Source organism: Sporomusa sp., from assembly GCF_035561255.1.
Classification (GTDB): Bacteria; Bacillota; Negativicutes; order Sporomusales; family Sporomusaceae; genus Sporomusa.
In genome coordinates this window covers 1-26903 of sequence record NZ_DATMXX010000391.1, presented here as the reverse complement: position 1 = coordinate 26903, position 26903 = coordinate 1, and the positions used below count along the sequence as shown (strand labels likewise).

Below are 26903 nucleotides of genomic sequence, written 5' to 3'. Positions count from 1 at the left end.
TAATGTTTTTCTCAAAATGAAAAAAAGATAATACCAGGCGTCCATTATTGCTGCTAATAAATGCTTTATCTATAAGGGCGCGCCGGTTCTGGTCAGCAAAAGGAAAGTTGGCATGAGTTTTGCAATAGAAGTAGTTGCAATAACAAGTTAATGAGGTTAAAAACACCAGGCCAGGCGGGAGCAGGTGCAACCGTACAAACTGTGCCTGGCAGACTACAAAGCTAGAGGTAGATATAGGAGGTTACACCATGCGCACCACAATCGTTGTTTTTACCAAAGTTCCTAAGGCCGGAGATACCAAGACCCGGCTTACTGCCAACCGGGGAGGGATATTGACGCCGGCAGAAGCGATGGCTTTTTATGAAGGCTGCCTGCTGGATGTGATTAACGTTTGCCTTGCGGCCGGGAGCGGCGATGTCCGGGTCTGTTATAACCATGATGGTGATCGTGAATACCTGGAAAAATTACTGGATAGGACTTCCAACCGGTCGCAGATCAAAGAGGTTTATGCCGACCAGGGCGGCAATTTTGACCAGTGTATGCAATATGCCGCCGATTATATTCTGAAAAATGGCGCTCCGGATCGCCTGGCCGACAGTGTGGTTATTGTCGGCGGCGACCTTCCCAGTTTGCAGCCTGTCATCCTGCAGGATACGGTTGCCAAGCTGGAACGGCTGGCAGGCAGTGAGCCTGGCCGGAATGCGGCCCGGAATATTGAAAATGCGCCACCGGGGCTGGGGGCGGCTTTGGTCGAAGGGGCCTGCCAGGAAGGGGGATTTTCTGTTGTCGGTTATACCTGTACGACACCCTTTGATTTCAACCGGGTATTTTACAACACCGAGGGGATAACGGCTCTGGATATGCTCGTCACCAAAGCCGCTCAACAGAATATTCCGTTTGGTGTGGTGGAAGCCGCGCCTGATGTGGATATTCCTGTGGACCTGGCAAGTATGATTCCGGTGATCAAGGCGCTGGAACTGGCGGCCCAATGTGACAAAAGCATCAAGGTGCCGGTGAATACCCTTGCCGTCTTAGGTGAAATTGGTTTGGAAAGCTCGGCCGTGCCGCCAAACCGCTGAGACGGAGAGTTCCGCCGCAGCGAAGGTCGGGGCGGGAGAGGAAAGCATAGATGGATATGTTAGCTAAGCAATGTATAGAATGTGGTCAATGTACTGCTCTGTGCCAATTCCTGGAAGAAACCGGAGCAACACCGGCCGCCATCGCCGGCCGGGGGGCGTCGGTTAGCGAAGCCTTCAGCTGTTCGCTGTGCGGTGCGTGTGCGGCGGTTTGCCCGCAGGGCTTAAGCCCGCAGCAGTTGTTTGCCTGCCGCCGGGAGGAAGCGGTAAGGCAAGGCGAATTTGATAGTAATGAATACCGGTATCTGTTTCCCGACAGGCCAAACAACGTTATGAATATGTATCGCAGCTGCTACGGGGTTGACTATCGTGATCTAGAGAATGCCGGCAGCGGGGGAACCTGGTTTTTTCCCGGCTGTACCCTGTTGACCTATTCACCGGGGCTGACACGGGCGGTCTTCCGCCGCTTGCAGACTGACTGCGATTGCAGGGGCATTTGGACAGCCTGCTGCGGCAAACCACTGCGGCAGCTGGGGCTGCGGTCAAGAGCTGAAGCCATGCAGGCCCAACTGAAAGAATTTCTGCAAAAGCATAACATAACCGGGGTTATTACCGCCTGCCCCGGGTGTTATTACGAAATGAAGCCTGTTTTTCAGGCCTGTGATGTCAGTGTCCGGACGGTGTATGAGACGCTGAAGTTTACGCCGGCTGACCGAAAAAACAAAATCAGGTGTACTGTTCATGATGCCTGCCCGGACCGGTTTGCGCTCAGCTTTGGCAGACAGGTGCGTCAGGCGCTGGCCCAAGGCGGTTTTTCCCTGCTGGAAATGCAGCATAGCGGGGCCCGGGCCATTTGCTGTGGCAGTGGCGGGCAGCTTTCTCATTTCCGCCCGGATTTGACCGAAAAACTCGTACAGGCAAGACTGCTGGAAGCCCGGCAGTCCGGTGCCGATATGCTCATCGGCTACTGTCTGAGCTGCGTCCTGAAACTGGAAGGTAAATCCGCCATGCCGGTAACCCATGCCCTGAATGTACTTCTGGAAGTAAGTGAGGACTTTAAGGGGGCCAAGGCGCGGGCCGGCCAGATGTTTGCCGGGGCCGCCGGGGAAAGACTGTGGGCGAAGATGATGGCAGAGTAACCGCTTAAAAAGGAGACCGAGAATCTTGAATTATCGTGAACTTGCTACAACACTAACCAATATACTGACGCTCAGGTGGTCGCCAGTGGCCGTAAAACTGTTGCAACCAGGCGAAGAAGTACCTGATCATGTATATGAGCCCTCAGTTCCGCTTAGGCACTGTCAGGCCATCACCATTGCCAGGCGGGGCAACAGTCTGTACATGCCGCCCAGCAAGCATGCCTGTCCGGACGGGGCCGCTATTATGGGCTTGATTCCAATGTCCCCCAAACTGCGGTCTGGTGAATTGTATTTGTTGTTTAAGAAATTACCTACGCTGGACTGTGCCCGGAAAATGATAGCCACCCGCCAGGAGTTTGACGCGGGGACCTATACGGCGACGGTGCTTGCCCCGCTTGAAGATGCCGGCTTTGAGCCGGATGTAGTCATCTTCACCCTGTATCCCGAACAACTGATGTGGCTGTGCTGTGCAGCAAGCTATAGCACGGGCGAACGGCATGCCTTCCACACATCAGGCTACAATTCCACCTGTGCCGATTTGACTGTACAGGTTATGAAAAACCAGAAGATGAACATATCGTTTGGCTGCTATGGCGCCAGGGCGATCAGCGAGATCAGTGATTTTGAAGCCTATGTTTCCGTGCCGTTTCAACAATTAGAAACATTGGTGGCAGCGCTGCAGAAGCTGGCAGTCAAAAGTATTCCGGAGGCGCGGCGAAAAATTTATATGCCGCCGGTTATTGATAAAGTCTCTGTACCCGGGCCGGCAGGTGCAAGCACGGTTGCCATCCGGATTGATGCCGACCGCTGTACGGGCTGTGGTTTATGTGAGGCATTTTGTCCGGAAGCTGTGCTGCAGCTGGTAGCTGCCGATGGGCAGCAAAAGGCCAGTGCACCGGCGGCGGAAAAATGCTGTGCCTGCTATACCTGCGCCGGCCAGTGTCCGCAAAAAGCCATACAGCTGACAGTCCGGTAAATAAAATGCTAAATTTGCATGATATTGGGGGAACAAGGATGAGCGAAATAAAAAAGACAGCCTGCCATTTCTGCCATATGAACTGCGGCATGCTGGCAACAGTCGAAAACGGAGTGGTGACAAAAGTGGCGGGAGACCCGGAGCACCCTTTTAATGCCGGGGCGCAGTGTCCCCGGGGGGCTTCGGCATTAGATCATTTAAACCATCCCAACCGGATCAACTATCCGCTTAAACGGGTTGGTGAACGCGGGTCAGGCCAATTTAAACGTGTATCATGGGAAGAAGCATTAGATGACATTGCGGCCCGCCTGGCGGCTTTAAAAGCACAATATGGTGCCGAGACGATTGCCACTACCGGGGGCACTAACCGGACTGACGATTTTGCCCGGCGGCGGTTTTTTAACCTCCTGGGCAGTCCTAATGTTGTTCATACGGCCCCGGTGTGCTGGATTCCCAACTTCTTAACCGAGGCGGCGTCCTATGGCTGGGCTGCCTTCGATCCGGAAATTATGGGGGCAAAATGCGTTGTTGTCTGGGGACATAATCCCGGGGCTTCTTATTTGCCGGAGATGCGCGGGCTGTTGCAGGCCAAGGCCAATGGTACCAAAATCATCGTAATTGATCCGAACTACAGTGAAACAGCCGCCAAGGCCGACCTCTGGCTGCCCATCAGGCCAGGTTCAGACAATGCGCTGGCGTTGGCCTGGCTGAATGTCATTATTAATGAAGGGTTATGTGACTATCAGTTTATTGAAGACTGGACCGTGGGCTTTGAAGAACTAAGCGACAGAGTACAGGAATATACTCCTGACTGGGCCGCCGAAAAGACCGGCATTTCGTCGGAATTGATTATAGAGAGTGCCAGAATCTATGCAATGAGTAAACCGGCCTGTATTCAGTGGGGGGTCGCCACCGATCAGTTAGGCCGGGGCAGCTCCGCTTCGGCTCAGGCCCGGGTGGCCTTGCGGATTATCTGTGGCAATCTTGATGTTCCGGGCGGTGATGTTATGCCTGGCCCCCACCCGACCTTTATCACTGACTGGGAGCTGGAATTAAACGATATGCTGCCGGCAGCGCAGCGGGCTAAACAACTGGGATCAGACAGGTTTAAACTGAATTCCTGGCCTGGCTATCAATTGCTGACAGATAATATGCTGCGGGTATGGGGCAAGAGTATTCCGGCAGAATGGTTTTGTGAGGCCAACCCCTCGACTGTATTCAGAGCGATGGCGACCGGTGACCCTTATCCGGTAAAAGCCTGCATTGTACTAGCCAATAACCCCCTGGTATCTTATGCTAATTCCAAATTAGTCTATAAAGCCCTGAAAAATCTGGAGCTGCTTGTGGCTATGGAATATTGGATGACACCGTCAGCCATGCTGGCAGACTATGTTTTACCGGCTGCTTCGTGGCTGGAAAGACCGGTTATGACTACTACCTATGGTGTTTCCGACTGGCTGATCGCTTCTGAGAAGGCGATAGAGCCGATGTTTGAGCGTAGAACTGATACCGATTTCTGGCGGGAGCTCGGCATTCGCTTAGGTCAGGCTGAATACTGGCCCTGGGAAACCGATGAAGATGTGTTCAAATACCGGCTTGATCCGCTCGGCCTGGAGCTTGAAAGCTATGAGGAGTTTGTGCAGTGTTACCGGATGCATTTTGCTGAACGGGAATATCAGAAATATCAGACCAAAGGCGTAGCCACTCCGTCCGGTAAGATCGAGCTGAAGATTTCAATTTTTGAGCAATTGGGCTATGATCCGCTGCCTCACTATGTAGAACCGCCGTTTAGCCATGAGGCCAGGCCGGAGCTGGCGGCGCAATATCCATTAAGCCTTGTTGCCGGTGGCGGCTTTATGCCGTTCTTCCATTCCGAACACAGGGAAATGACAAGAATCAGGCTGCTGCGGCCCTATCCGCGGGTAGCTATTAATCCGGCGTTGGCTCAACAGCTTGCGATTAAAGAAGGTGAATGGCTCTGGATTGAGACGCCGACCGGCAAGGTCAAGCAGACCGCATTTATTACCTCGGCTGTGGCACCTGATGTTGTTCAGGCCGAACGGGGCTGGTGGTTCCCGGAAAAAGAGGTAAAAGACCCGGAGTTGATGGGGGTATTTGAATCCAACATCAATGTATGTGTGGATGATGATCCGGATACTTGTGACGAGCTCTGCGGCAGCTTTTGCTCCCGTGGCATTATGTGCCGGATTTCGAAAGTGGAGGGGAACGACTGATGCACTGGGGAATGTTGATTGATCTGAAAAAATGCGTGGGCTGTCACGCCTGTACGATAGCCTGCCAAAACGAGCATAAATTACCTTTTGCTATGAAATACTGCAAGGTTGCCAAAGTGGGACCTGTTGGCGAATATCCCAACATAACCTCTTATAATATTACGACCGGCTGCATGCACTGTGCGGACGCTCCCTGTGTTGACGGCTGCCCCACCGGCGCGAGCCACCACCGGGCCGACGGTATTGTGACAGTCGATCCGGATAAATGTGTAGGCTGTTTATTCTGTATGGTGGTTTGCCCGTATGGTGTCCGCCAGTTGAATGAGGAAAACGGTATTGTGGAAAAGTGCACAATGTGCTTTAACCGGCTGGACGAGGGGATGGTTACGCGCTGTGTGGAGACCTGTCAGCTGCAGGCCAGATCTGTCGGGGATCTTGATGATCCTGACGGTGACCTGGTTAAAATGATCCGGAAGCATAATGCCCAGCCGCTGTACCCCCATTTAGGGACGAAACCATCAGTTTACTATATCATGCCATAGGAGGGGTTGGAATGGAAAAGCAGCAAGAGTATTGGGGCAGCTTGCCCGCGTGGTACTTTTTCCTGGCCGCAATGGGGGCCATGCTGTTTGTTATTGTTGCGGTAACCGATTTGGCGGGAAATGAGATAGCCGGACACATCAACGGCTGGGCCGGACTGGTGTCATTCGCAGTGGCCGCCGTCGGTGCCTTGTTATTATTAATTGAGTTGACCCATAAAAGCAGGGGACATTTAGTGAATGCCCGCCCGTTTGCTTCGGTCATGAGCTTTGGCTCGCTGTTACAAAGCCTGTATATTCCACTGGTGTTTGTCTATGCGACGTTTTTCTTCAGTTTTATTCCCTGGGCGGGACTTGTCTGGCTCAAGACAATGGTTGCTGTTCTGGCCATTATAACGGCATTGCTCTATGTTACCTATCCGGGGATTGAGCTGGGTGAGGCCAAGGGCAGGTCTTTCTGGAATGGCGGCGGGCTGATGGGGGTCTTTTTGATCAACGGGGCGGCAACCGGGGCGGCGGCCCTGATCCTGCTGCTGCTTGTGCTTGGTTATGCTGAGCACGCCTATACCGCCACGATCAGCGGTTTGACGGCCGGTCTGCTGCTTGCCCAGCTGCTTACAGTGCCGGGCTATGTGCTGGGAATGAAGCTGTCCTCAGCGGAAGAGGCGCGGCGGGGGGCCAATAAATTATGGAATGGTGAGTTTAGAAAAACCTTCTGGGGCGGGGTTATTATCCTGGGGACGGTCATGCCGCTGCTGATTAACCTGCTGTTTTCCTCAATATACTGGCTGGTTATTGCCGCTGTGCTGATTCTTGTTGGCGGGATCTGCTTCAGGATTGATTTCTTACGGGCGGCGGTCAGGGTTGTTCTGCCTGGGGAGGAACGGGCTGAAATGAGTAAAGAAGAAATCACCAAACTGGCTGCCGCACTCGAAACCCGCTGGCAGGAAAAGGCTTGTTGGTTAAATCCTCACAAGTAAAGCAGGGATATTACTATGAATACAGAGATCGTATTTGCCACTGGTAAAGATGAAGAAGAATTGCAGGAATTGTTTACAGAGTGCGGGATGGGTCTTGCCGGCGATATAGACGAACACATGCTGATAAAACAGGATAATAAAATTATGGCTGGGGCGATGATGTCTCAGGTTGATGACAGCCGGTTTCATTTGCTGGTATTTGCTGTAAGCGCAGATGCGCGTAACCAGGGGACCGGCAGGCAATTGCTGCAGGAACTGCTGCACAGACCGGGACACTATTGCCGGCCTGAGTTTGGCAGCCATAGTGCTCAGCCTTACCAGGTAACAACAGTTGCCAAAGGGGAAGCGGCCCGCTTTTATGAAAAAAACGGGTTTGCGGCCTGTGATTTTTCCGCACTTGCTTATCCTTATGACAGGCAGTGTGAGGCGTGCCCTGAAAAAACAGCCTGCAAGCCTGTGGCGATGATGTTTATGCGCCCCTAAAGACACCTGCCGGCAACATTACCGATAGGAGCGAACGGAAATGAAAGGAAGTTTTATTTTACTGGGGACCGGGGCAGGGCCAGGCTTACCATCCTTCTTTTGCAACTGCGCAGGCTGTCAGGAAGCCAGAAGGTATCCGGAACTGGCGCGAACCCGTTGTGGCGCGTTACTGGATACCGGCCATAGCAAGATCCTTATTGACACATCGCCGGATGTAAGGCGGCAGCTTATCAGGGAAAGTATTAACCGGATTGATTATGTTTTTCTGACCCACTGGCATTATGATCATTTTGGCGGTCTTGGCGAGCTGGAGTATTACGTAAAACTGGCGAGGCGTGAACCGGTTCCCCTGTTTTTGCCGCCTAGTGCCGGGGGGCAGTTTGCGGCAGCATTCCCCAATCTGGCGGATGTTTTTGCTGTCAGGTCATGGGCATTTAGCCAGCAATACTTTTTCGGTGAAGTCTGTTTAACGCCGCTGCCGGCTAATCACGGCGTGGAAACGGCCGGATTTTTGCTGGAAACAGGGGATACCAGGCTGGCTTATTTTCCGGATACAGCCGGACTGCCGGCCATAAGCGCACAACAGGTGGCTGGTGTGGACTGGCTGATCTGTGATGCAACATTCCATGGCGACAACTGGTATCCTGATGTGCATATGTCCCTGGAACAAGCCATTGCCCTTGGCCGGCAGGTTAACGCCAGGCAGACGGTACCTACCCATTTGGCCATCCACTATAGCCAGCCTGTGACCGCCAGGGAGCTGCAGGCAGAGGTTGCACCCTGCGGCAATGTGGAGGTGGCTTATGACGGTATGCGCATTAAGCTGTAGCCATAGCTGAAGCTTATGACGGCAATACCACAAGGAGCGGGAGAAAACAATGAAAAAGTCTCTGGGAGCAAAAGTGGTGGCCATGCCCTCGCCGGTATGGATCGTGGGAACGTACGGCGATCATAACCAGCCCAATATTATGACCGTTGCCTGGGGCGGGATATGCTGTTCAGTCCCGCCGTGTATTGCCATATCTGTGCAGCAGTCACGGTTAACGCATAGCAATATTACTAAGCGCAAGGCCTTTACAATTAATGTCCCGTCCAGGCATCATCTTGCTGAGGCCGATTATGCAGGTATTGCCTCAGGCAAATACGCCGATAAATTTTCAGTTACCAGTCTCACCCCTGTCAGGAGTGAGCTGGTGGATGCGCCTTATATTCAGGAATTTTTGCTGGTTTTGGAGTGTAAGCTGCTGCATACGATTGAGCTTGGCCGCCATACCCAGTTTATTGGGCAGATCATTGATGCCAAAGCCGATGAGGCTGTGCTCAGTGACAATGAAAATCCGGCGATGGCGAGCGTTAACCCGCTCATTAGCAGTGCCGCAGACAGAAAGTATTATGCCCTGGGTGAGTGTTTGGGACAAACCTATCACATTGGCTTACAACTTGTGGATAAAAATGGGAAGTGAAGAATTCATGAGACCGGCAACAACAATTAAATAACGATTGACACTCCGAGCTGCATGACCTAAAGATATCCATGGTCTGACAGTCTGAACCTGACGGTTCACGGGGCAGTGGAAGAAATTCCACTACCTCCCATTTGGGGAAAGGAGGCGTTTCATGAGTTTGAGATAAAACTTCTGTGCGCTTTCGGCACAGAAGTTTTTGTTTGGTAATAAGTCATTATTCATTTTAGCGGGAAGGGAGTGAGTCTTTATGCTTGATGGTTATGCCAGAGAGGTCGACTATTTGCGCGTTTCGGTTACGGACAGGTGTAATTTACGCTGTAAGTACTGCATGCCGGCAGAAGGAATAGAAAGTCTTGGGCATACGAAGATACTGGCACTGGAGGAGATTGTCCAGCTTGTCAGGGTGGCTGCCCGGGTGGGAATTCGCAAGATAAGGTTAACCGGCGGCGAGCCGCTGGTTCGTAGAAATATCACAGCCCTTGTCGCGCAAATCGCAGCGATTCCGCAAATTAACGAGATCGCGATTACAACAAACGGGGTATTATTTGCGGACATGGCCGAAGAGCTTAAGGCTGCCGGGGTAACCAGGGTGAATTTCAGCCTGGACAGTCTTGATCCGGATAGCTTCAACTATATTACCAGCCGGGGGAAACTGAGTGATGTGACCGGGGCCATTGCTAAGGCGCTGGCGCTGGGGATGGCACCGGTAAAAATAAACACCGTGGTTATGAAAGGGATCAATGATCATGAAATCCTTGATTTTGTTAAGCTGGCGAAAGCAATGCCGCTCCATGTGCGGTTTATCGAGTTTATGCCGGTAGGGGACCTGCCCTTTTATCAGACTGACCGGATGGTAAGTGTCAGTGAGATCAAAGCAATCATTGAGCAGCAGTATGATTTATACAGAGGGCTGGCTGTACAGGGAAATGGCCCTGCCAGATGTTACCAGATAAACGGCGGCCTTGGCAGTATTGGTTTTATCAGCGCGATGAGCGATCATTTTTGCTCTGAGTGCAACCGTCTGCGCCTGACTGCTGATGGCAAACTGCGGGGCTGCCTGTTCGGAAAACAAGAAATCAATTTGAAAATGGCGCTGCAAAATGGGGCCAGTGATGAGAAAATTGCCCACCTGTTTAGCAAAGCAATCAGGGAAAAGCCTCGCTGCCATCATATGTCTGAAGGCTGGGGCGCCGATAATAAACGCAAGATGTATCAAATAGGGGGATGATGATGGATTTTACCCATTTTAATACGGATGGTTATGCCCGGATGGTGGATGTCAGTGAAAAAACAGATACTGTACGCATCGCTACCGCCCAGGCGGTTGTCCGCATGCAGCCTGCTACCCTGCAGGCTATCCAGAGCGGCGGCATCAAAAAAGGGGATGTTCTGGGGGTTGCCCAGGTTGCCGGTGTCATGGGGGCCAAGCAGACTGCAGGTTTTATACCTATGTGCCATCCCCTGACGCTTACTTCGGTAGATATCGCCTTTGCCATCAATGAACCGGATTCCAGTATAACTATTCGCTGCCAGGTTAAAACAACCGGGAAGACCGGCGTGGAGATGGAGGCTATCAGCGGCGCCGGTATTGCGGCCATGACGATTTATGATATGACCAAGGCGATTGACCGCTGGATGGAAGTTACCGATATAAAACTATTGGAAAAGAGCGGCGGAAAAAGCGGCCATGTCAAGCGGGAACTGTAAAGAAAGCTGGCTTTGAGAGGGGATACAATGTATAAAACAGCAATCCTGATTATGAGTGATAAGGGGGCCCGCGGCGAGCGGCAGGATGAAAGCGGCAGACAGATAAAAGAGTCGCTGGGGCTTTCCTACCGTGTGGATTACTATAAAATAATACCTGATGAAAAAGAGCAGATCATGGCAGAGATTTGTTATATCTGTGACCAATTGGCGCCGGCCCTGCTGCTGACCTCAGGCGGGACGGGTTTTTCCAGCCGGGATGTGACACCTGATGCCACCCGGGAGGTCATTGAAAAAATTGTGCCAGGCATACCGGAGGCAATCCGTTATTACGGGCTGCAGCGGACACCGAAGGCCATGCTGTCGAGAGCGATCGCCGGCATTAGGGGAAAAACTCTTATCATTAACCTGCCAGGCAGTGTTAAGGGGGTCCGGGAATCGCTGGAAGCGGTTTTGCCGGCTCTCAGTCATGGGTTGGATATTCTGCAGGGAGCAGCATCAGAGTGCGGGCAAGGTTGATGTTGCAGGCAAGTACCCTGAATTTTGAATCTATATGGAGGTCCTGAGAATGACGAAAGTACTGGCGGTAAATAGCAGTAAAGAAAAAGGGCAGCCCAAGCAAGCTGTGGAGAAAGGCTACTTTGCGCTGAATTGCGGGCTGCAAGGCGATGCGCACGCCGGTGACTGGCACAGGCAGGTAAGCCTTCTTGGCAACGAGAGTATTAATAAAATTAGAAAATTGGGCTTTGACAATCTGGCAACAGGAAGCTTTGCCGAGAACATTACAACCGAAGGCATCATTTTGTTTGAACTCCCTGTCGGCAGCAGGCTCAGGGTAGGAGAAACCGTGCTGGAGGTGACACAAATTGGTAAAGAATGCCATATGGGCTGTGCCATCCGGGAAAAAACGGGAGACTGTGTCATGCCCCGGGAAGGGATTTTTGCTAAGGTAATTACCCCGGGCTGGATAAAACCGGGGGATGAAATAGTGAGGCTCGACTAAATAAGCGTGTTGATAAACAACAGAAAGGGCTGGAGATATGCAGATAGTCAGAGTGGAAGAAGCCATCGGCAATGTGCTCTGTCATGACATTACCAAAATAGTACCTGGTGAATTCAAGGGACAGGCGTTTAAAAAAGGCCACATCATTACCAAACAGGATATACCCAAACTTTTGCAGCTGGGGAAGGATCATTTATATGTATGGGAGGTTAGGGAAGGGTTTTTGCATGAAAATGACGCCGGCCTGCGTATTGCCCGGGCAATAAAAGGGCAAGGGCTTGCTCTGACTGAACCCAGTGAGGGTAAAGTCAGTCTTGTGGCCGAGTATGACGGCCTGTTCACTGTAAATGAAGAGTTTTTAACAAGCATCAATATGATTGATGAGATTGTTGCTGCGACCCGGAACAACCACAGACCAGTAAAAAAAGGGGATATCGTTGCCGGTGTCCGGGTCATTCCTTTGCTGATTGAGGAAGCGAAAATAAAAATAGTGGAAGCGATTGGACAAGCAGCCGCTGTCACTGCCGTTTTTCCGTATCGCGCCTGTAAGGTCGGTATTATTACGACCGGCAGCGAGGTTTATCATGGGCGTATTCAGGATAAGTTCGGACCGGTCGTAAAAGCCAAGGTGGAAGGATACGGCTGTGAAGTAATACAGCATATCCTCGTTCCTGATGACCGGGACCAAATATCACAGGCTGTGACGGCCTTAATCGCTAACGGGGCTGATTTGATCCTGACAACCGGTGGTATGTCGGTTGACCCGGATGATGTCAGCCCCAGTGGGATCAGGAATGCCGGTGCGGAAATTGTAACCTATGGTGCGCCTGTATTGCCGGGGTCAATGCTAATGGTGGCGTATTTGGGGAAGGTCCCTGTTCTGGGACTGCCAGGCTGTGTCATGTATCATAAAACGACTGTTTTTGATTTGTTGCTGCCATTGGTTCTGACCGGCCGGCAGATTACCAGACCCATGATCGTAAAGCTGGGTCTGGGTGGCTTATGCCTGGATTGTGAGGTTTGCCAGTATCCGGCCTGTTCCTTTGGGACTGGTGCATAGATGGTAAGGGGGGATAAAGAATGAAAACAAGTATTTCCCTGGAAGAAGCGCAGGCAACATTATTAACATTAGTCCGGCCTGTTGAACAGGGCCAGGTACCTTTGATGGCCGCGACAGGCCGGGTGTTGTGCCGGGACATACAGTCCGGCGTAAATCTGCCGGTCTTTAGTAAATCTCCATTGGATGGTTATGCGCTGCAGGCCAAAGACAGTGAACAGGCTAAGCCGTCCCTGCCTGTAACGCTCACCGTGATCGAAGAGGTCCGGGCCGGTTATGTGCCCCGGAATAAGGTCATTGCCGGCACTGCTATTAAGGTGATGACCGGGGCGCCTATTCCGGAGGGGGCGGATGAGATTGTTAAATATGAGGATGTAACCAGAGAGGGGAATAGCATTAAGTTATTTAGTCCGGTTACACCAGGAAAAAATGTGATCAGGGCGGGGGAAGATGTAATTCAGGGCGAGATGATTGCCCCCGGCGGTATGGTGGTGACGCCGCCGTTGGTCGGGTTACTGGCGGCCATTGGCGTGGCGGCAGTGCCGGTTTTTGAAAAAGTCAGGATCGCTATTCTCAGTACCGGTGATGAGTTACTGGACCCGTCCCGTGACTTGCTGCCAGGGAAAATATATAACAGCAATCTCCACAGTTTAGGTGCTTACTGTCTGCAACTGGGAACAGCGCCTGTAGATATGGGAATTGTACCTGATGAAACCGGGGCCATTGCTGGGCGAATTTCTCAGGCTCTTCAGGCGTCTGATCTGGTTATCACGACCGGCGGTGTTTCCGTGGGGGATTATGATGTTGTTCCGGATGCTCTCGCGCAGCTGGGGGCCGAAACTATTTTTTGGAAGCTGGATATGAAACCAGGCTCACCGGTCATTGCTGCCAGCTATAATAATAAATTAATTATTGGTCTTTCGGGCAATCCTGCTGCCGCCTTAATCACTTTCGACCTGCTTGTGGTGCCTCTGATCAAGAAAATGATGGGGCTGGAGAAACAGTTTCCCCCTAAAGTTTCGGCCATTCTGACCGAAAACTTTAATAAATCGAGCCAGCAGCGGCGCTTTTTGCGGGCGCGGGTTCACCGAAACAATGCCATGAATTATGTGAAGCTTACAGGTGAGCAAAGTAATGGGGTGTTAAAATCAATGATTGATTGCAACGCGCTGATCGACGTGCCTGCCGGAAGTGGCCCGCTTATTGCCGGACAAGAAGTTTCCGCAGTGGTTTTAGGCAATGAGCCTGGAAGTTTCCTGCAGGACACCAACTTTACTGCTTGAATTAATGCATTGCCCCGGACCTAAGGTAAAGAGCTGCTGTTTGCGGACAGCAGAAAGCCTAACGAAAATCTTTTATTGGATTTTCGTTAGGCTTTCTGGAACGAATTTGCCAGATCAGACAAGTCAGTCCGATTTGACTGATTTTGCTGCAACACCCTAATTGCAATAAACAAGACCGGACATACGCAAGGCGCCGGCAACAAAGCAGGGCGGAAAAAGACCGCAATATAAGCCAAACTTTTAGGTGACGCACGGTACTAGTTAATATGGTAGTTATGATGACTGCAGGAATATAAGGAGAAGAATATGAAGAGCATTAGAATCAAACTGGTGGTAACTGTTGCCACCTTATTCATCATTGCACTAAGTTTGCTGGCCGGGTTAAACTACTGGCAGGCTAAAAAAATATTAATCCAGGATGTAGAAACAGAGCTTGCCAGAACGGCTCAAAGCCGTTCCCAGGAAACGGCAAGCTGGCTTGACCGTATAAGGTCGGAAATAGCGGGACTGGCCCGCTCACCGGTTATTACTGCGGGCAAGAAGGAGGACGTTGTTTCCTATCTGGCGGCAGAGCTCAATAATGCTAAAATTTATGAAAGCCTGATATGGATTGATTCATCGGGAAATTATTTTGATTTTAAAGGCGAAACCGGAACCTTAGCAGACCGCGGGTATTTTCAACAGTCTATCAAGGGAGAAACGATTATTTCCAATCCGGTAATTTCTAAAAAAACCAATAAACCGATTGTTATTATTTCGCTGCCCATTCGCAATGAAAATCGCATAATCGGCGTTTTGGCTGCCGCCATCAATATTGAGGCAGTGGAAAAACTGATCCTGGGCGTAAAGGTTGGCGAAACAGGTTATGCCTATGTGATTCAGAGCGACGGTTTAATTATTTTCCATCCCAACCAAGAGATTGTTCTTAAATTCAGCAGTCTCACCGACCCGAACGCGACTCCCGCGTTACAACTGGCTACAGAAAAAATGACCAGGGGCGAGCAGGGGATTGTCAATTACGAATATCTGGGTGTTAATAAATATCTGGCCTATGCGCCAATTCAGGGCACCGGCTGGTCTTTAGGCGTAAATGTACCTGTGAGTGAAATTACGGCAAAGTTAAATTCTTTTACCTGGACATCTCTCGCAATTAGTATTGTCGTGCTGATTTTAGCCATCCTGGTTGTACTTTTTACAGCAACCTGGATTTGCAAGCCGCTAAAAGCGCTTGAAACTGCCGCCAATGGTATTGCTGAAGGCGACCTGACAGTAACTAACATGGATGTGCACTCCGGCGATGAATTGGAACATCTGTCCCATATATTTGAAATCATGGCCGGTAATCTGCGCAGCCTGGTACAGCAAATCAACAATTCGGCAGAGCAGGTAGCCGCCTCATCGCAGCAATTAACGGCTAATGCTGAACAATCGGCTCAAGTAGCGGGCCAGGTGGCGGTCTCTGTTACCGAAACGGCCCAGGGGGTTGATTGCCAGGTAGCTTCGGTAGACAACGCGCTGCAGTTAGTGGAAGCCATTGCCGCCACGGCGCAGCAGGAAGCAGGTAAGACTGAAGCTTCCTTAGCCATTGCCGATCAGGCTGTTGCGGCGGCTGCCACCGGCAATAAGGCTGTGGACATTGCTGTCAGTCAGATGAATCATATCCGGGATACGGTGGAAAGCTCGGCCCGGGTTGTTGCCGATCTGGGTGAACAGTCGAAGGAAATCGGGCAAATTGTCGCAACGATTTCCGGGATTGCCGCTCAAACCAATCTCCTGGCCCTGAACGCCGCGATAGAAGCTGCGCGGGCCGGTGAACAGGGCCGGGGATTTGCCGTGGTAGCCGAGGAGGTTCGCAGGCTGGCCGAACAATCGCAGGAGGCGGCCAAACAGATTGCAGCACTTATCAGCGACATCCAGGGCAAAACAGAGCAGGCGGTAATCGCTATGGCTGCCGGTACGCAGGAAGTAAGGCATGGTTCTGAGGTGGTGGACCAGGCCGGACAATCTTTTCTTGCTATTGACAAACACATCCAGGCCGTTGCGGACATTGCCCGGGGAACTGCCGGCGGGATGAAACAACTGGTTGGCAGCAGCCGGCAAGTCGTTGAATCCATTCGGGGGATTGAGCAGATCAGCCGGGAGATTTCCAGCCAAACGCAAACGATTTCCGCCGCCTCGGAAGAACAGTCGGCATCTATGGAAGAGATTGCTGCTTCAAGCCAGCACCTGGCCCAACTTGCAGAGCAATTGCAAAATGCGGTTAATCGGTTTAAGCTGTAGTTAAGAATCATGCAGTTGTTAGGGGGCAAAGCCATGGCGGTTAGTGGTATTATTCTGGCAGGAGGGCGCAGTTCCCGGATGGGGCGGGACAAAACGCTGCTCTCATTTAATAATGAAACACTTATAGAGCGTACGCTAAAAAAGCTGGCAGGTGTTGTGGATGAAATTATTATTGCGAGCAATCATACGGCAAAATATAATTTCAGCGGTGTTAAAGAGGTACCTGATCATTATCCGGGTCTGGGTCCGCTGGCCGGCCTGCATGCCGGACTATTGGCGGCGCAATATCAGTACGCATTTGTGATTTCCTGTGATATGCCGTTGTTTACAGGCGAGCTGGCAAGATACTTGCTCGGCCGGAGAAGCGGGTATGATGTTATAGCTCCTGAAATACGGCAGCGGTGGGAACCCCTGTGTGCCGTATATTCCCGCAGCTGTATTGGTCCTATCGAGCAGTGTTTGCAGGCCGGGGTGAGCCAGGTATATCAATTTTATCCCGAGGTGCGGGTCCTTAAAATTGCAGAACGTGAATTACAGTCGGTCGGGAACCTGGAAGAACTGTTTTGCAATCTTAATACCCCGGGCGACTTAACCCGGCTTGATCAGAACGGGCGGTATGTAAAACAAGCGGTACCAGGGTTTAATTGCAGGCAACAGGAGGAATAGAAAATGAATAATCAGGACACGCCGGTAATATCATTTGTAGCGAAATCGGGATCAGGCAAGACAACCTTGCTGGAAAAGGTCATAAAAAGACTGAAGGAACATGGAATCCGGCTTGCGGTTATAAAACATGATGCTCACCAATTTGACATGGATAAGCCGGGAAAGGACACCTGGCGGCTGACACAGGCGGGGGCAGATATTACGGCTATTTCTTCGCCGGCCAAAGTCGCGGTTATCGAAAAAGTTGGCGAAGAAAAACAGCTTGATGAAATAATTGGTATGATTTCAACTGTTGATCTAGTGCTTACCGAAGGCTTTAAACAGGGTAACAAGCCGAAAATCGAGGTATTCCGGTCGGCGGCTCATAAAAATCTGCTGTGTAATGCCAGCGAATTATTGGCGATAGCCAGTGATGTTGAGTGGAATATTGGCGTTCCCTGCTACGATATTAATGATATTGAAGGAATCACCGGGGCGGTTTTACGGTATATGCAAAGTTTTTCAACTGCTGCAGCTGCCGGCAATAGGAGTCTGCCGGTTTAAGGCCGGCCGTAGTTTGGGGAGAGGGTTATTATGCGATATGAAGGAAATATTTACAGCCCCCATATAGCCGGGGATGATTACATCCTGCAGTGTACGATTGGGTGCAGTCATAATCAATGTACATTTTGCTATATGTATAAAGACAAGCAATACCGCGTCCGCGAGCTCAATGAGATTCTGGAGGATATTGAGCTTGCGAAAGAATATTATGGCGATGTAAAAAAGGTATTCCTTGCCGATGGTGATGCATTGACTATGCCGACAAAAGATTTAGTAACGATTTTAAAGCACCTGTATGCTGCCTTTCCCGGTCTTACCTATGTCGGAGTCTATGCCAGTGCAGCCAGCATACTGAGTAAAACTCTGAGCGAATTGAAGGAACTGCAAAAATATGGATTAGTGGAGGCGCATTTAGGGGTAGAAAGTGGTGATGAGGAAATTCTGCGCGATATCCACAAGGGCGTCAATTGTGAAGAAATGGTACAGGCAGGGAGCCGGGTGAGGCAGGCAGGTATCAATTTGTTTGTTACTGTAATTTTAGGGCTGGCAGGAAGAACTCCGAAAGCCTGGGATCATGCAAAGAACACGGCTCAAATTTGTAATAAAATACTGCCGGATTATGTTGGGATATTGACGATTATTGTACAGCCGGGAACCGAACTCTATGAAAAAACTCAGAGAGGGGAGTTCGAGGTCCCAACAGATATGGAAATATTAGAGGAAATGCGGCTAATGATTCGGGGTATGACTTTGACAAACACGGGCATTACCTCAATACATCCCTCTAACTGTATTTATTTGGATAATGTGTTGCCTGAAGGCAAAGATGAACTTTTACAAACCCTTACCCGGGTTATAGATGGTAAAGATATTGCCCTGCTTCGTTCCCGGGCTATAGACAGGGTGTAATGCGTAAGGGAAAAAAGCACTATTCCCTTAAGGCAACAATACGATAGATTAAATCAGGCTACCTGTCTGCCGGTAGCCTGATTTTTGTATGAGTATGTAAATATTGTGCAATTTTATTGAAATAGAAACTATATCAGCGTAAAATTAAATCAATCAAGAAGTGTCTGAACAGCCAAGGAGACGTATTACATGATTATGCAACCTGACTTAATGATAGTTAATGCCCGCATTTGGACTGGTGAACCGGCAATGCCTTATGCTGAAGCTTTGGCTATAAAAGATGATTTGATTATCGCGATTGGCTCCAATGACCAGATTCGTTCAATACAGGGTCGCCATACCAAGGTATTGGATGCTGCAGGCCATCAGGTTCTGCCGGGTTTTATTGATAATCATACCCACCTGATGGTGGGCGGGTTTCAGCTTCTGACACTTGACCTGCGTGCAGTGGAGAGTAAAGCTGAGTTTATTCAGGCCATTGCTGCCCGTGCTGCCCATATACCCCAGGGGCAGTGGATTACCGGCGGCGGCTGGAACAATGACCAATGGGCGCAGTCCCCGACGCCTGTGAAAGAATGGATTGATTCGTTTACATCACATATCCCTGTTTTCGTTACCCGCAGTGACCTCCACATGGGTTTTGCCAATAGTGCGGCCCTCTGTTTAGCCGGAATTGGCCGGACAACGGCCAATCCCCTGGGTGGAGCCATTGAGCGGGATCCCTGGAGTGGCGAGCCTAACGGGATTCTTAAAGACAATGCGATGAAGCTTGTCCAGCAGTGTATGCCGACACCCTCTGAGCAACAGTATAACGAGGCCCTGGCGGCAGCTATGCAGCATGCAGCCCGGATGGGGATTACCTCAGTCCAGGATATTACAGCCTGGAATGACTGGCATGACTGGGAGACTTTCCGGCGCTTCCAGCAAGAGCAAAAGCTTACCCTGCGGATTTATGCCCGCACTCAAATTACTGAGTGGGAGAAGCAAGTGGCCTTGCAGGAAGCGGGATTTTGCGGTGATGCCTGGCTGCGTTTCGGCGGGGTAAAAGGGTTTGTGGATGGTTCGCTGGGTTCAGGTACAGCGCTGATGTTTGAGCCATATGATGATCAGCCCGGAACGGCCGGTTTGCTGGCAGACCAGATGTACCCTGCGGGAATTATGCAAGAACGCATTGCTGCTGCCGATAAAGCCGGACTGCCTGTTTCGATACACGCGATTGGCGATAAGGCCAATCATCTGCTGCTTGATATCTTTGCGGCTGTCATTAAAGAAAATGGGCCGCGGGAGCGGCGGCTGCGGATTGAACACGCGCAGCATCTGCTGCCGGAAGATATAGCGCGGATGGCGCGACTGGGCATTCTGGCTTCCGTGCAGCCAGGCCACGTTTACGAGGATGGGAGCTGGGCTAAAGGCCGTATTGGGGACCGGCGCTGCCGGATGGCCTATGCGTTTCGCTCGCTTTGGGACGCCGGGGTTGCCGTTTCTTTTGGCACTGACTGGCCTGTTGTGCCGCTAAACCCCTTTATGGGTATTTACACAGCGGTAACCCGCCAGACTCAGGCCGGCCAGTATCCTGACGGCTGGGTACCTGAGCAAAAACTATCTGTCGGCGAGTGTTTGCAGGCATACACCCGGGGAAGTGCCTATGCGGAATTCAGCGAAACTAGCAAGGGGACACTGGGTATCGGAAAACTGGCTGATCTGATCCTGGTTTCCCAGGATGTATTAACAGCTCAGCCGGAAAATATAGTAGAGACACGGGTAATATGCACGATTGCCGGTGGCAGAATTGTTTATCAGGAGTAGTTCACCGCTTTACCCAGGCGTCGTTTTCATAGCCTCTGCTCTCCCAGTAGCCGATGTGCGGCTCCTGAATTAATTCGATGGCATTTAACCATTTGACGCCCTTATAGGCATACATTTGGGGGATGAGTAACCGTGCCGGTCCGCCCAAGTCAGAGGGAATGGGCTCTCCATCAATCAGCACGGCCACCATAACATCGTTCATCAGTGCCTGTTTCAGGCTTAATGCACTTGTATAGACCCCGTCACCTGAATAGAATTTAACATACTGTGCGGTGGGTTGTAAGCCGACCAGGGCCAGCAGCCGCGACAGCGGGATTCCCTCAAAGGTACAATGGGTTACAGTCCAGCCTGTAATGCAATAAAAATCATTAACCTGCACCTGGCGCGGAATGTCGAGAAATTTTTCCCAGGTCAGAGTCAGGGGGTTATCAACTAAGCCAAAGACCCTAAATTGCCAGCCGGCTGAGGTAGTACAAGGAATCGGCGTAACGGTGAAGACCTCGAAGCGGCCTTGGTAACCGCCGCCAATGGGGGGCACTGAGCCGAGTGACGGCATCGGCTGCGGGTCCATTTGATTGCAGTCTTTGTATTTGCCCTTTACCCCGGGCAGCGTAGTATCCTGATTAAAAAGAAACCATTTAGCCAATACCAGGCCACTGAATAAGGCGCCGGCAGAAGCCGTCCATCGAATGAACACTCTTCTGCTGCTGATGAAACCTTTATCGCCACTGTCCGATCCGTCCATGCCGGTCGGCCTTGTTATGGAAAACCAGCCGGTAACTGCGTGGTAGAGCACAGCAGGGATGCCTATTACTACAAGCATTCTGTGCAGGCTGAGTGCTGAAATACCTGGTGAATTTTGCAAATCAGTATGTGTAAAGAGTAAAATACCGGTTAAGGCGATGCCTGCGGCCAGCGAAATTGCCGCCAGATTCAGCAATCTCCTGTTAAACTGGCCGGAGAGTTTGCCCCAGGTCTTTGCCAAAATAACGCAATAGGGAACGATCGTGAGACTAAATAAAACCCCGGCGAAAATGTGCAGGTCACGCGCGTAATCCCGGAGAGCCGATAGTATTCCCCGAAAGAACTGACTATACAAAATCAGGCCGGTAAGAATTAACCCCAATGTCACCAGGCTGTGCAGGAAATGCAAGTCCACAATTTTTTTATTCATAGCTATGCCTCCATATTTAGTTATCATTCCCAACTTTGCCGAGGTTATCGTGGGGCAGGCCATTTATTGATAGTAGGGAAAGTACCGGACAGATGGGAGGTGAACAATTTGGGTTCACATACAATCCGGGAATTGCTCCCGGAGGATTATGAAGCTGCGCTTGCCTTGTGGCAAAAGACGCCGGGGATGGGGTTGAGTGAGGCTGATTCCCGGGAGAATATTGGCATGTTTCTAAGCCGGAACCCGGGGATGAGCTTTGTTGCTGAAGCGGGGAATGAACTTATTGGTACCATACTATGCGGGCACGATGGGCGCCGGGGGATTTTTTACCACCTGACAGTCCGTCACGACTATCGGAAAAGGGGGATCGGCCGGACGTTGGTAGAGTGTTGCCTGGTCAGGCTGAAAGCAGCCGGTATATTAAAATGTCATCTGTTTGTGCTGGCAGATAATAGTCAGGGGATGGCATTCTGGGAGAGCATGGGTTTTCAGGGAAGAGAGGATATTCATATTTACTCAAGAACTATTAACCAATAGTGCTTAGGTTAGTGATATAAATTTCAGGGAGGTACGAAATGATCAATTCTTTTGATTTTGTATTGCCAACAAAAATAAGATATGGTACCGGTATGGTCAGGGTATTAGGGGAAGAATTGCGGTTATTACAGGCCCAAAAGGTCATGGTTATCACCGATAAAGGTCTTGTTCAGACCGGCCTGGTCAATAAGATTACCGATCTCATTAAGTCAGAAGGGCTGTCTGTTATCATTTATGATGAAATTGAGGCCAATCCCAAAGATTATAATGTGGAATTAGCGGCCGAAGCCGCCAGAGAACAAGCTATTGACACCATTGTAGCTTTTGGTGGCGGCAGCCCGATTGATGCTGCCAAAGCAGTTGTCGTTCTCACCAAACAAGGCGGCCGCGTCAGAGATTATCAGGGTAAAGGCAAGATCAAGGAGGATTGTATCCCGCTTATCACCATACCGACAACAGCCGGGACAGGCAGTGAGGTTACCTTTTCTTCAGTGATTACCGATACTGCCGATAAGTTTAAGTTTACAATTAAAAGCCCGGCCATTGCTGCCAAAGTAGCCATCATCGACCCCGAGCTTACACTGACCGTTCCCCCGCTGGTTACTGCCGCTACCGGCATCGATGCCCTAACGCATGCTATCGAAGGTTATACTGCCAATTGCACTGAACCAATCGCTGAAGCAGTGGGGTTGTATGCTGTTGAATATATCCAGGGAAATATTGTTGAAGCGGTGAAAAACGGGACAAATATTGAGGCCAGGGATAAGATGATGATGGGAAGCCTGTTAGCTGGCTTATCATTTAGTCACGCCGATGTAGCCTCAGTACATTGTATGGCAGAAGCACTGGGCAGCATGTATGATGCACCGCATGGGCTGTGCAATGCAATTTTATTGCCGTATGTCATGGAATTTAACCTGCCGGCGGCAGAATATAAATACGCCCGGGTCGCCAGAGCCATGGGCATTGACGAGAAAGATGACTGTACCGCAGCCAGAAAAGGCATCGAATACATAAAAAGCTTATCACAGGAAATCGGCTTACCGGGGATTAAATCACTAAACATCAATAAGGAAGACTTTATTATTTTGGCTGAAATGTCGGTAAAAAATGGCTCTAATGATAGCAATCCAAGGAATATAACAAAAGCTGATTATGCAGAGTTATTTAATAACGCATACAATGATTCCCTCATGAGTTGATTAAGTGATTCAAGTATATTTATTCATCTAAACGTGGAATTCAATATTGGCATCCTGGGAATATTATGCAAAAACATTCCCAAAGGTGAGTGTGCATAACATACTCATCGAATGACTCAGGAGAACCGTCCCCCTGAGTCATTCGCTTAAAAGGCCCAACCTGCTATGAAGCCTTTGGATACTAAAACTGATATCGATAAAAACAAATTGGAATAAAATTTCATTTTCTGACACTGTAAAAAGACAATGCTAAGTCAATGTAGCATTGTCTTTTTACATTATCAGAAAGTATACCCCCCTGCTGATAATAAGTAAGAACGACTAAGGCTTCAGCCGGCGTCCTAAAGGGCTTGGCACATTGCTTAGAACTCTACTACGGAACCAACAGAGGCAGGAAGCGGTGTTTATTGCCGCAATGTACTCCGTATGATAAGATTAAGAAGAATGAAGTCAAAGGGCTGTAGTTATTTTAATAATCAGCAATAATCCTGAAGGTGGAATATTTTATGAAGAAAGCAATCTCCAATTTTGCGCACATTCAACCTTTTGTGCAGGAATACGCGGAAACAATAACTGATGTCCTGGAATTGTATGTAACAATTATTGATGAAAAATGTATCAGAATAGGCGGCACAGGTCCTCATGCCGAAAGCATCGGCAGGCCGATACCCTACGGGTCGTTTTTTAGGCAGGTGCTTGCAAACGGTAAACCTGGCTTTATACATGATATAGTTAGTAAAAGTGCCTGCCAAAACTGTGATACCTCTGTTTGCTGCCAAGAACGTGCCACGATGGGCTTCCCGATTAGTAAGCAAGGTCAGACCGTCGGTGTTATTGGTGTTATTGCCTTTACTATCGAACAAAAAGAACGCCTAGAACGTAATTCAGCAAAGTTTCTTACATTTCTCAGTCATATGAGCAGTCTGCTGGAAAGCAAGTTGCTTATGCTAGACGACCAATGGCGTCTGCAAAATCAGGTTCAAGAAGTACTGGAGACGGTAAACCAGACATATGCTTTAGGGAGCATGATTGGGCGGGATAAAAATTTTATCCAGCTATTACAAAAAGCTCAACAAGTGGCGATAAGTAACTCGACGATTCTAATACAGGGAGAAAGCGGTACTGGTAAGGATCTATTGGCCAAGGCTATTCATGAGGAAAGTGGGCGCAAAAATCAACCATTTGTGGTGGTGAATTGCCCCTCTATACCGGAGACTTTGTTGGAAAGTGAACTATTTGGTTATGAAGCAGGTGCATTCACAGGAGCTCATAAATCCGGTAAAAAAGGGAAATTTGAACTTGCGAATAAAGGTACAATATTTTTGGATGAGATTGGCGACCTTCCCTTGGTATTACAGCCAAAACTATTGCGAGTCATTCAGGAACGTTCGATAGAACGCATTGCCGGTATACATCCATTGCCTATTGATGTGCGGATTATCGCTGCGACTAACAGAGATTTGGAAAAGATGGTGTGTGAAGGGAAGTTCCGTGAAGACTTGTATTATCGCCTGAATGTTATACCGTTGACTATTCCGCCGCTTCGCTTTCGATCGGTAGATATACCACTTTATATAGACTATTTCTTAGATAAGTTCATGAAAACACTACAAAAAGGAACGCTTAAAATAGACGAACCACTCCGGCGCTGGCTTATGAATTATCATTGGCCTGGCAATGTAAGACAATTGGAACATGTGATTGAGTATCTAGTAAATATTGCACAGGAAGCTGTTCTTACACTGCAGGAGCTTCCGTCTAACCTGATGACAGACGAAGGGCAGGTCGGCTTGGAAATCGGCCTTGAGCAACAATTGGCTGAATGTGAAAAGCAGCTGCTCAGAACATATATCCCACCTGGTGCAACCTTGGCTGATAAAAAGCAAGTGGCAAAACGGCTTAAAATTAGTCTGGCAACTTTATATAGGAAACTGGAGAAATATCAACTTCAATAGTATCACCACATGTGTTCTCAAAACTGATAATAGTTTCGCGAGAGTGCAAATGCCTAGTTTATATAAATCAATGACGATTTTCAATATTTTTATTCTTAACTTTGCGAAATATTACTGTCAACAGGGTATGCTGCAATCACAAAACTTACAGAAAAACTGGACTCAAGCATTTCCTCAAAAATAGAAAAACTTAAGAAAAACCGGCTTTATGCTGTATCTTTACAACAGCAAAGCCGGTTTTTCATGCTATAAGAGAGTATCTTGTGAAAATTTGGCGTGGTTTTTGCGTATGCTTATGGCTAATTGGAGGTTTAGAGACATATGACAAAAAGCAGTAGGATACAGAAATAACATTGACAGGGGGGCCCATTGCTATATGGATACAAAAATATACGATAGTTATATTGAGATATTGAAGGAAGAATTGGTACCCGCACTAGGGTGTACCGAACCTATTGCTATTGCCTATGCAGCAGCCAAGGCCAGAGAAATATTGGGGTGTTTTCCGGAGAAAGCAGTACTGGAATGCAGTGGTAATATCATTAAAAATGTAAAAAGTGTTGTCGTTCCTAATGCCGGAGGTCTAACTGGGATTCGAGCCAGTATGCTGGCAGGTCTTGTTGGTGGCAAAGCGGATAATCAACTTGAAGTCCTATCAGATATGACACCGGAGCATATTAGTATTGTCAAAGAGTTACTCGATAGTAATTCCTATGAAGTGCGCTTGCTATCAACAAATATCAACCTTCATCTTTTAATCTGCTTAATGGCAAAGGATGAATATGTGACAGTAGAAATTAAACATACCCATACCAATATATGTAAAATGGAAAAGAACGGTCAAGTGATTTATCAAAATGATGTGGCTAATGATAAATATTTAGGGACTTTTACTGATCGTACCATCCTTACGGTGGAAGGCATTTATAATTTTGCTAATACTGTATCCCTGGAAAAAGTTTGCGATCTTATCGCTATACAAATTGACTACAATATGTGTATTGCTGAGGAAGGTTTGCAAGGTGATTATGGGATAAATATCGGTCGCACATTACTTGATATTGGCCATGATGAGCCGGTATGGACCAAGATTAAAGCCTATACTGCAGCCGCTTCCGAAGCCCGGATGAGTGGTTGCGGGTTGCCGGTGGTCACAAATTCCGGCAGCGGCAATCAAGGTATCGCTACTTCTATCCCTGTTATCGTTTATGCCAGAGAGCATGACCTACCTGTAGAAAAATTGTATCGAGGGCTAGTATTTTCCAACCTACTGACCATTCACCAAAAAACGTTGATTGGTCGCTTATCTGCTTTTTGTGGTGCTGTCAGCGCGTCTTGTTCCAGTGGTGCTGCTATTACCTATCTTGACGGAGGTACTCTTGAACAAATCAATCAAACGATTAGCAATACGCTGGCTAATGTTCCGGGTATTGTCTGCGACGGCGCAAAACCATCCTGTGCCGCCAAAATAGCTTCTTGCCTGGACGCCTCCTACCTATCTCATGTGCTGGCCATGAATGGCAAGTATTATCAGGCAGGAAACGGTATTTTAAAAGCCGATGTGGAAGAAACTATCGCTGCGGTGGGCCGTATAGCCTATAACGGTATGCGGGCAACCGATACGGAGATTATCAAAATCATGTTGGAATCTTAATAAGAGCATAAGGGACGAGCGCAGACAACCCCTACTTTTATCTCATTGCGCCCTGAGGATTTTAACAGAAGAAACCCGATAACTCACGAAAAAATACAATAAAATGAAATAATTGTATATTATTAGCAGGAGTTTTTAAAATAGTGAAGAAAGTGATAAAAAACATTTCAATATTAGTGGGGCGATGCAGCCTTTCAGGCAGGTAAAACTGCTTGAAAGGTTTTTTTTATTTTCAAT

General features: G+C 49.2%; 25 protein-coding genes and 1 riboswitch. Of the genes, 24 read left to right on the top strand and 1 reads right to left on the bottom strand.

Annotated features, from left to right (window positions below; translation table 11 throughout):
* The first annotated feature begins 248 nt into the window (after nucleotides 1-248).
* The 20 genes from VN379_RS22315 (at nucleotide 249) to VN379_RS22220 (ending at nucleotide 20144) form a co-directional block, all read left to right on the top strand.
* The gene (locus VN379_RS22315) at nucleotides 249-1079 is read left to right on the top strand and encodes a TIGR04282 family arsenosugar biosynthesis glycosyltransferase (protein ID WP_325537992.1); all 831 of its coding nucleotides are present in this window, start codon (nucleotides 249-251) and stop codon (nucleotides 1077-1079) included.
* Nucleotides 1080-1129: 50 nt separating this feature from the next.
* A complete protein-coding gene (locus VN379_RS22310; RefSeq protein ID WP_325537990.1) occupies nucleotides 1130-2215 on the top strand; it encodes a (Fe-S)-binding protein in 1086 nt (361 codons plus the stop codon).
* A 25-nt stretch (nucleotides 2216-2240) separates the two neighbouring features.
* On the top strand, nucleotides 2241-3191 hold the full coding sequence (locus tag VN379_RS22305; RefSeq protein WP_325537988.1) for a DUF169 domain-containing protein: 951 nt from the start codon (nucleotides 2241-2243) through the stop codon (nucleotides 3189-3191).
* A 38-nt stretch (nucleotides 3192-3229) separates the two neighbouring features.
* The gene (locus VN379_RS22300; RefSeq protein WP_325537987.1) at nucleotides 3230-5425 is read left to right on the top strand and encodes a molybdopterin-containing oxidoreductase family protein; all 2196 of its coding nucleotides are present in this window, start codon (nucleotides 3230-3232) and stop codon (nucleotides 5423-5425) included.
* On the top strand, nucleotides 5425-5967 hold the full coding sequence (locus VN379_RS22295; protein ID WP_325537985.1) for a 4Fe-4S dicluster domain-containing protein: 543 nt from the start codon (nucleotides 5425-5427) through the stop codon (nucleotides 5965-5967). The genes VN379_RS22300 and VN379_RS22295 overlap by 1 nt, the downstream gene beginning before the upstream one ends.
* An 11-nt stretch (nucleotides 5968-5978) precedes the next feature.
* Nucleotides 5979-6944, top strand: a complete 966-nt coding sequence (nrfD, locus tag VN379_RS22290) for an NrfD/PsrC family molybdoenzyme membrane anchor subunit (protein WP_325537983.1) — start codon at nucleotides 5979-5981, stop codon at nucleotides 6942-6944.
* A gap of 15 nt (nucleotides 6945-6959) precedes the next feature.
* Entirely contained in the window at nucleotides 6960-7427 is a 468-nt protein-coding gene (locus tag VN379_RS22285; RefSeq protein WP_325537981.1) for a GNAT family N-acetyltransferase, read from the top strand.
* Between the two features lie 40 nt (nucleotides 7428-7467).
* Nucleotides 7468-8256, top strand: a complete 789-nt coding sequence (locus VN379_RS22280) for an MBL fold metallo-hydrolase (protein WP_325537979.1) — start codon at nucleotides 7468-7470, stop codon at nucleotides 8254-8256.
* Nucleotides 8257-8305: 49 nt separating this feature from the next.
* A complete protein-coding gene (locus tag VN379_RS22275) occupies nucleotides 8306-8890 on the top strand; it encodes a flavin reductase family protein (RefSeq protein WP_325537977.1) in 585 nt (194 codons plus the stop codon).
* A 31-nt stretch (nucleotides 8891-8921) separates the two neighbouring features.
* Nucleotides 8922-9052: riboswitch (molybdenum cofactor riboswitch) on the top strand.
* An 88-nt stretch (nucleotides 9053-9140) separates the two neighbouring features.
* Nucleotides 9141-10121, top strand: coding sequence for a GTP 3',8-cyclase MoaA (gene moaA / locus VN379_RS22270; protein ID WP_325537975.1), 981 nt, complete (start codon nucleotides 9141-9143; stop codon nucleotides 10119-10121).
* A 2-nt stretch (nucleotides 10122-10123) separates the two neighbouring features.
* Nucleotides 10124-10600, top strand: a complete 477-nt coding sequence (gene moaC, locus VN379_RS22265; RefSeq protein ID WP_325537973.1) for a cyclic pyranopterin monophosphate synthase MoaC — start codon at nucleotides 10124-10126, stop codon at nucleotides 10598-10600.
* A gap of 27 nt (nucleotides 10601-10627) precedes the next feature.
* Nucleotides 10628-11116 (top strand): MogA/MoaB family molybdenum cofactor biosynthesis protein, encoded by a 489-nt coding sequence (locus VN379_RS22260; protein WP_325537971.1) that lies wholly within the window; start codon nucleotides 10628-10630, stop codon nucleotides 11114-11116.
* A gap of 49 nt (nucleotides 11117-11165) precedes the next feature.
* A complete protein-coding gene (locus tag VN379_RS22255) occupies nucleotides 11166-11600 on the top strand; it encodes an MOSC domain-containing protein (RefSeq protein ID WP_325537969.1) in 435 nt (144 codons plus the stop codon).
* Nucleotides 11601-11637: 37 nt separating this feature from the next.
* Nucleotides 11638-12660: a molybdopterin-binding protein gene (locus VN379_RS22250; protein WP_325537967.1), complete on the top strand. Its 1023-nt coding sequence runs from the start codon at nucleotides 11638-11640 to the stop codon at nucleotides 12658-12660.
* 20 nt (nucleotides 12661-12680) lie between these two features.
* On the top strand, nucleotides 12681-13940 hold the full coding sequence (gene glp, locus VN379_RS22245; RefSeq protein ID WP_325537965.1) for a gephyrin-like molybdotransferase Glp: 1260 nt from the start codon (nucleotides 12681-12683) through the stop codon (nucleotides 13938-13940).
* Nucleotides 13941-14246: 306 nt separating this feature from the next.
* A complete protein-coding gene (locus VN379_RS22240; RefSeq protein ID WP_325537963.1) occupies nucleotides 14247-16220 on the top strand; it encodes a methyl-accepting chemotaxis protein in 1974 nt (657 codons plus the stop codon).
* 33 nt (nucleotides 16221-16253) lie between these two features.
* Complete coding sequence (gene mobA, locus VN379_RS22235; protein WP_325537961.1) at nucleotides 16254-16886, top strand: molybdenum cofactor guanylyltransferase; 633 nt, start codon at nucleotides 16254-16256, stop codon at nucleotides 16884-16886.
* A 3-nt stretch (nucleotides 16887-16889) separates the two neighbouring features.
* On the top strand, nucleotides 16890-17429 hold the full coding sequence (mobB, locus tag VN379_RS22230; RefSeq protein WP_325537959.1) for a molybdopterin-guanine dinucleotide biosynthesis protein B: 540 nt from the start codon (nucleotides 16890-16892) through the stop codon (nucleotides 17427-17429).
* Between the two features lie 30 nt (nucleotides 17430-17459).
* Nucleotides 17460-18338, top strand: a complete 879-nt coding sequence (locus tag VN379_RS22225) for a radical SAM protein (protein WP_325537957.1) — start codon at nucleotides 17460-17462, stop codon at nucleotides 18336-18338.
* Between the two features lie 189 nt (nucleotides 18339-18527).
* Nucleotides 18528-20144 carry an amidohydrolase gene (locus tag VN379_RS22220; RefSeq protein ID WP_325537955.1) on the top strand — a complete coding sequence of 539 codons (1617 nt, stop codon included), beginning with the start codon at nucleotides 18528-18530 and terminating at the stop codon, nucleotides 20142-20144.
* Nucleotide 20145: 1 nt separating this feature from the next.
* Here VN379_RS22220 and VN379_RS22215 read toward each other — a convergent pair whose 3' ends face one another.
* Nucleotides 20146-21318 carry a molybdopterin-dependent oxidoreductase gene (locus VN379_RS22215; protein WP_325537953.1) on the bottom strand — a complete coding sequence of 391 codons (1173 nt, stop codon included), beginning with the start codon at nucleotides 21316-21318 and terminating at the stop codon, nucleotides 20146-20148.
* 108 nt (nucleotides 21319-21426) lie between these two features.
* On the opposite strand from VN379_RS22215, the gene VN379_RS22210 reads away from it, so the two are divergent.
* From VN379_RS22210 to VN379_RS22195, 4 genes are all read left to right on the top strand, one after another.
* Entirely contained in the window at nucleotides 21427-21855 is a 429-nt protein-coding gene (locus tag VN379_RS22210; RefSeq protein ID WP_325537951.1) for a GNAT family N-acetyltransferase, read from the top strand.
* 38 nt (nucleotides 21856-21893) lie between these two features.
* Complete coding sequence (locus VN379_RS22205; protein WP_325537949.1) at nucleotides 21894-23057, top strand: iron-containing alcohol dehydrogenase; 1164 nt, start codon at nucleotides 21894-21896, stop codon at nucleotides 23055-23057.
* Nucleotides 23058-23563: 506 nt separating this feature from the next.
* Nucleotides 23564-25012 (top strand): sigma-54 interaction domain-containing protein, encoded by a 1449-nt coding sequence (locus tag VN379_RS22200; RefSeq protein ID WP_325537947.1) that lies wholly within the window; start codon nucleotides 23564-23566, stop codon nucleotides 25010-25012.
* Between the two features lie 376 nt (nucleotides 25013-25388).
* Nucleotides 25389-26666, top strand: coding sequence for a serine dehydratase subunit alpha family protein (locus VN379_RS22195; RefSeq protein ID WP_325537945.1), 1278 nt, complete (start codon nucleotides 25389-25391; stop codon nucleotides 26664-26666).
* The last annotated feature ends 237 nt before the right edge of the window (nucleotides 26667-26903 follow it).

Excerpts from the sequence above, each read along its gene's own strand:
- VN379_RS22315 (WP_325537992.1), top strand. The coding sequence starts at position 249 with ATGCGCACCACAATCGTTGTTTTTACCAAAGTTCCTAAGGCCGGAGAT.
- VN379_RS22310 (WP_325537990.1), top strand. The coding sequence starts at position 1,130 with ATGGATATGTTAGCTAAGCAATGTATAGAATGTGGTCAATGTACTGCT.
- VN379_RS22300 (WP_325537987.1), top strand. The coding sequence starts at position 3,230 with ATGAGCGAAATAAAAAAGACAGCCTGCCATTTCTGCCATATGAACTGC.
- VN379_RS22295 (WP_325537985.1), top strand. The coding sequence starts at position 5,425 with ATGCACTGGGGAATGTTGATTGATCTGAAAAAATGCGTGGGCTGTCAC.
- nrfD (WP_325537983.1), top strand. The coding sequence starts at position 5,979 with ATGGAAAAGCAGCAAGAGTATTGGGGCAGCTTGCCCGCGTGGTACTTT.
- VN379_RS22285 (WP_325537981.1), top strand. The coding sequence starts at position 6,960 with ATGAATACAGAGATCGTATTTGCCACTGGTAAAGATGAAGAAGAATTG.
- VN379_RS22280 (WP_325537979.1), top strand. The coding sequence starts at position 7,468 with ATGAAAGGAAGTTTTATTTTACTGGGGACCGGGGCAGGGCCAGGCTTA.
- VN379_RS22275 (WP_325537977.1), top strand. The coding sequence starts at position 8,306 with ATGAAAAAGTCTCTGGGAGCAAAAGTGGTGGCCATGCCCTCGCCGGTA.
- moaA (WP_325537975.1), top strand. The coding sequence starts at position 9,141 with ATGCTTGATGGTTATGCCAGAGAGGTCGACTATTTGCGCGTTTCGGTT.
- moaC (WP_325537973.1), top strand. The coding sequence starts at position 10,124 with ATGGATTTTACCCATTTTAATACGGATGGTTATGCCCGGATGGTGGAT.
- VN379_RS22260 (WP_325537971.1), top strand. The coding sequence starts at position 10,628 with ATGTATAAAACAGCAATCCTGATTATGAGTGATAAGGGGGCCCGCGGC.
- VN379_RS22255 (WP_325537969.1), top strand. The coding sequence starts at position 11,166 with ATGACGAAAGTACTGGCGGTAAATAGCAGTAAAGAAAAAGGGCAGCCC.
- VN379_RS22250 (WP_325537967.1), top strand. The coding sequence starts at position 11,638 with ATGCAGATAGTCAGAGTGGAAGAAGCCATCGGCAATGTGCTCTGTCAT.
- glp (WP_325537965.1), top strand. The coding sequence starts at position 12,681 with ATGAAAACAAGTATTTCCCTGGAAGAAGCGCAGGCAACATTATTAACA.
- VN379_RS22240 (WP_325537963.1), top strand. The coding sequence starts at position 14,247 with ATGAAGAGCATTAGAATCAAACTGGTGGTAACTGTTGCCACCTTATTC.
- mobA (WP_325537961.1), top strand. The coding sequence starts at position 16,254 with ATGGCGGTTAGTGGTATTATTCTGGCAGGAGGGCGCAGTTCCCGGATG.
- mobB (WP_325537959.1), top strand. The coding sequence starts at position 16,890 with ATGAATAATCAGGACACGCCGGTAATATCATTTGTAGCGAAATCGGGA.
- VN379_RS22225 (WP_325537957.1), top strand. The coding sequence starts at position 17,460 with ATGCGATATGAAGGAAATATTTACAGCCCCCATATAGCCGGGGATGAT.
- VN379_RS22220 (WP_325537955.1), top strand. The coding sequence starts at position 18,528 with ATGATTATGCAACCTGACTTAATGATAGTTAATGCCCGCATTTGGACT.
- VN379_RS22215 (WP_325537953.1), bottom strand. The coding sequence starts at position 21,318 with ATGAATAAAAAAATTGTGGACTTGCATTTCCTGCACAGCCTGGTGACA.
- VN379_RS22205 (WP_325537949.1), top strand. The coding sequence starts at position 21,894 with ATGATCAATTCTTTTGATTTTGTATTGCCAACAAAAATAAGATATGGT.
- VN379_RS22200 (WP_325537947.1), top strand. The coding sequence starts at position 23,564 with ATGAAGAAAGCAATCTCCAATTTTGCGCACATTCAACCTTTTGTGCAG.
- VN379_RS22195 (WP_325537945.1), top strand. The coding sequence starts at position 25,389 with ATGGATACAAAAATATACGATAGTTATATTGAGATATTGAAGGAAGAA.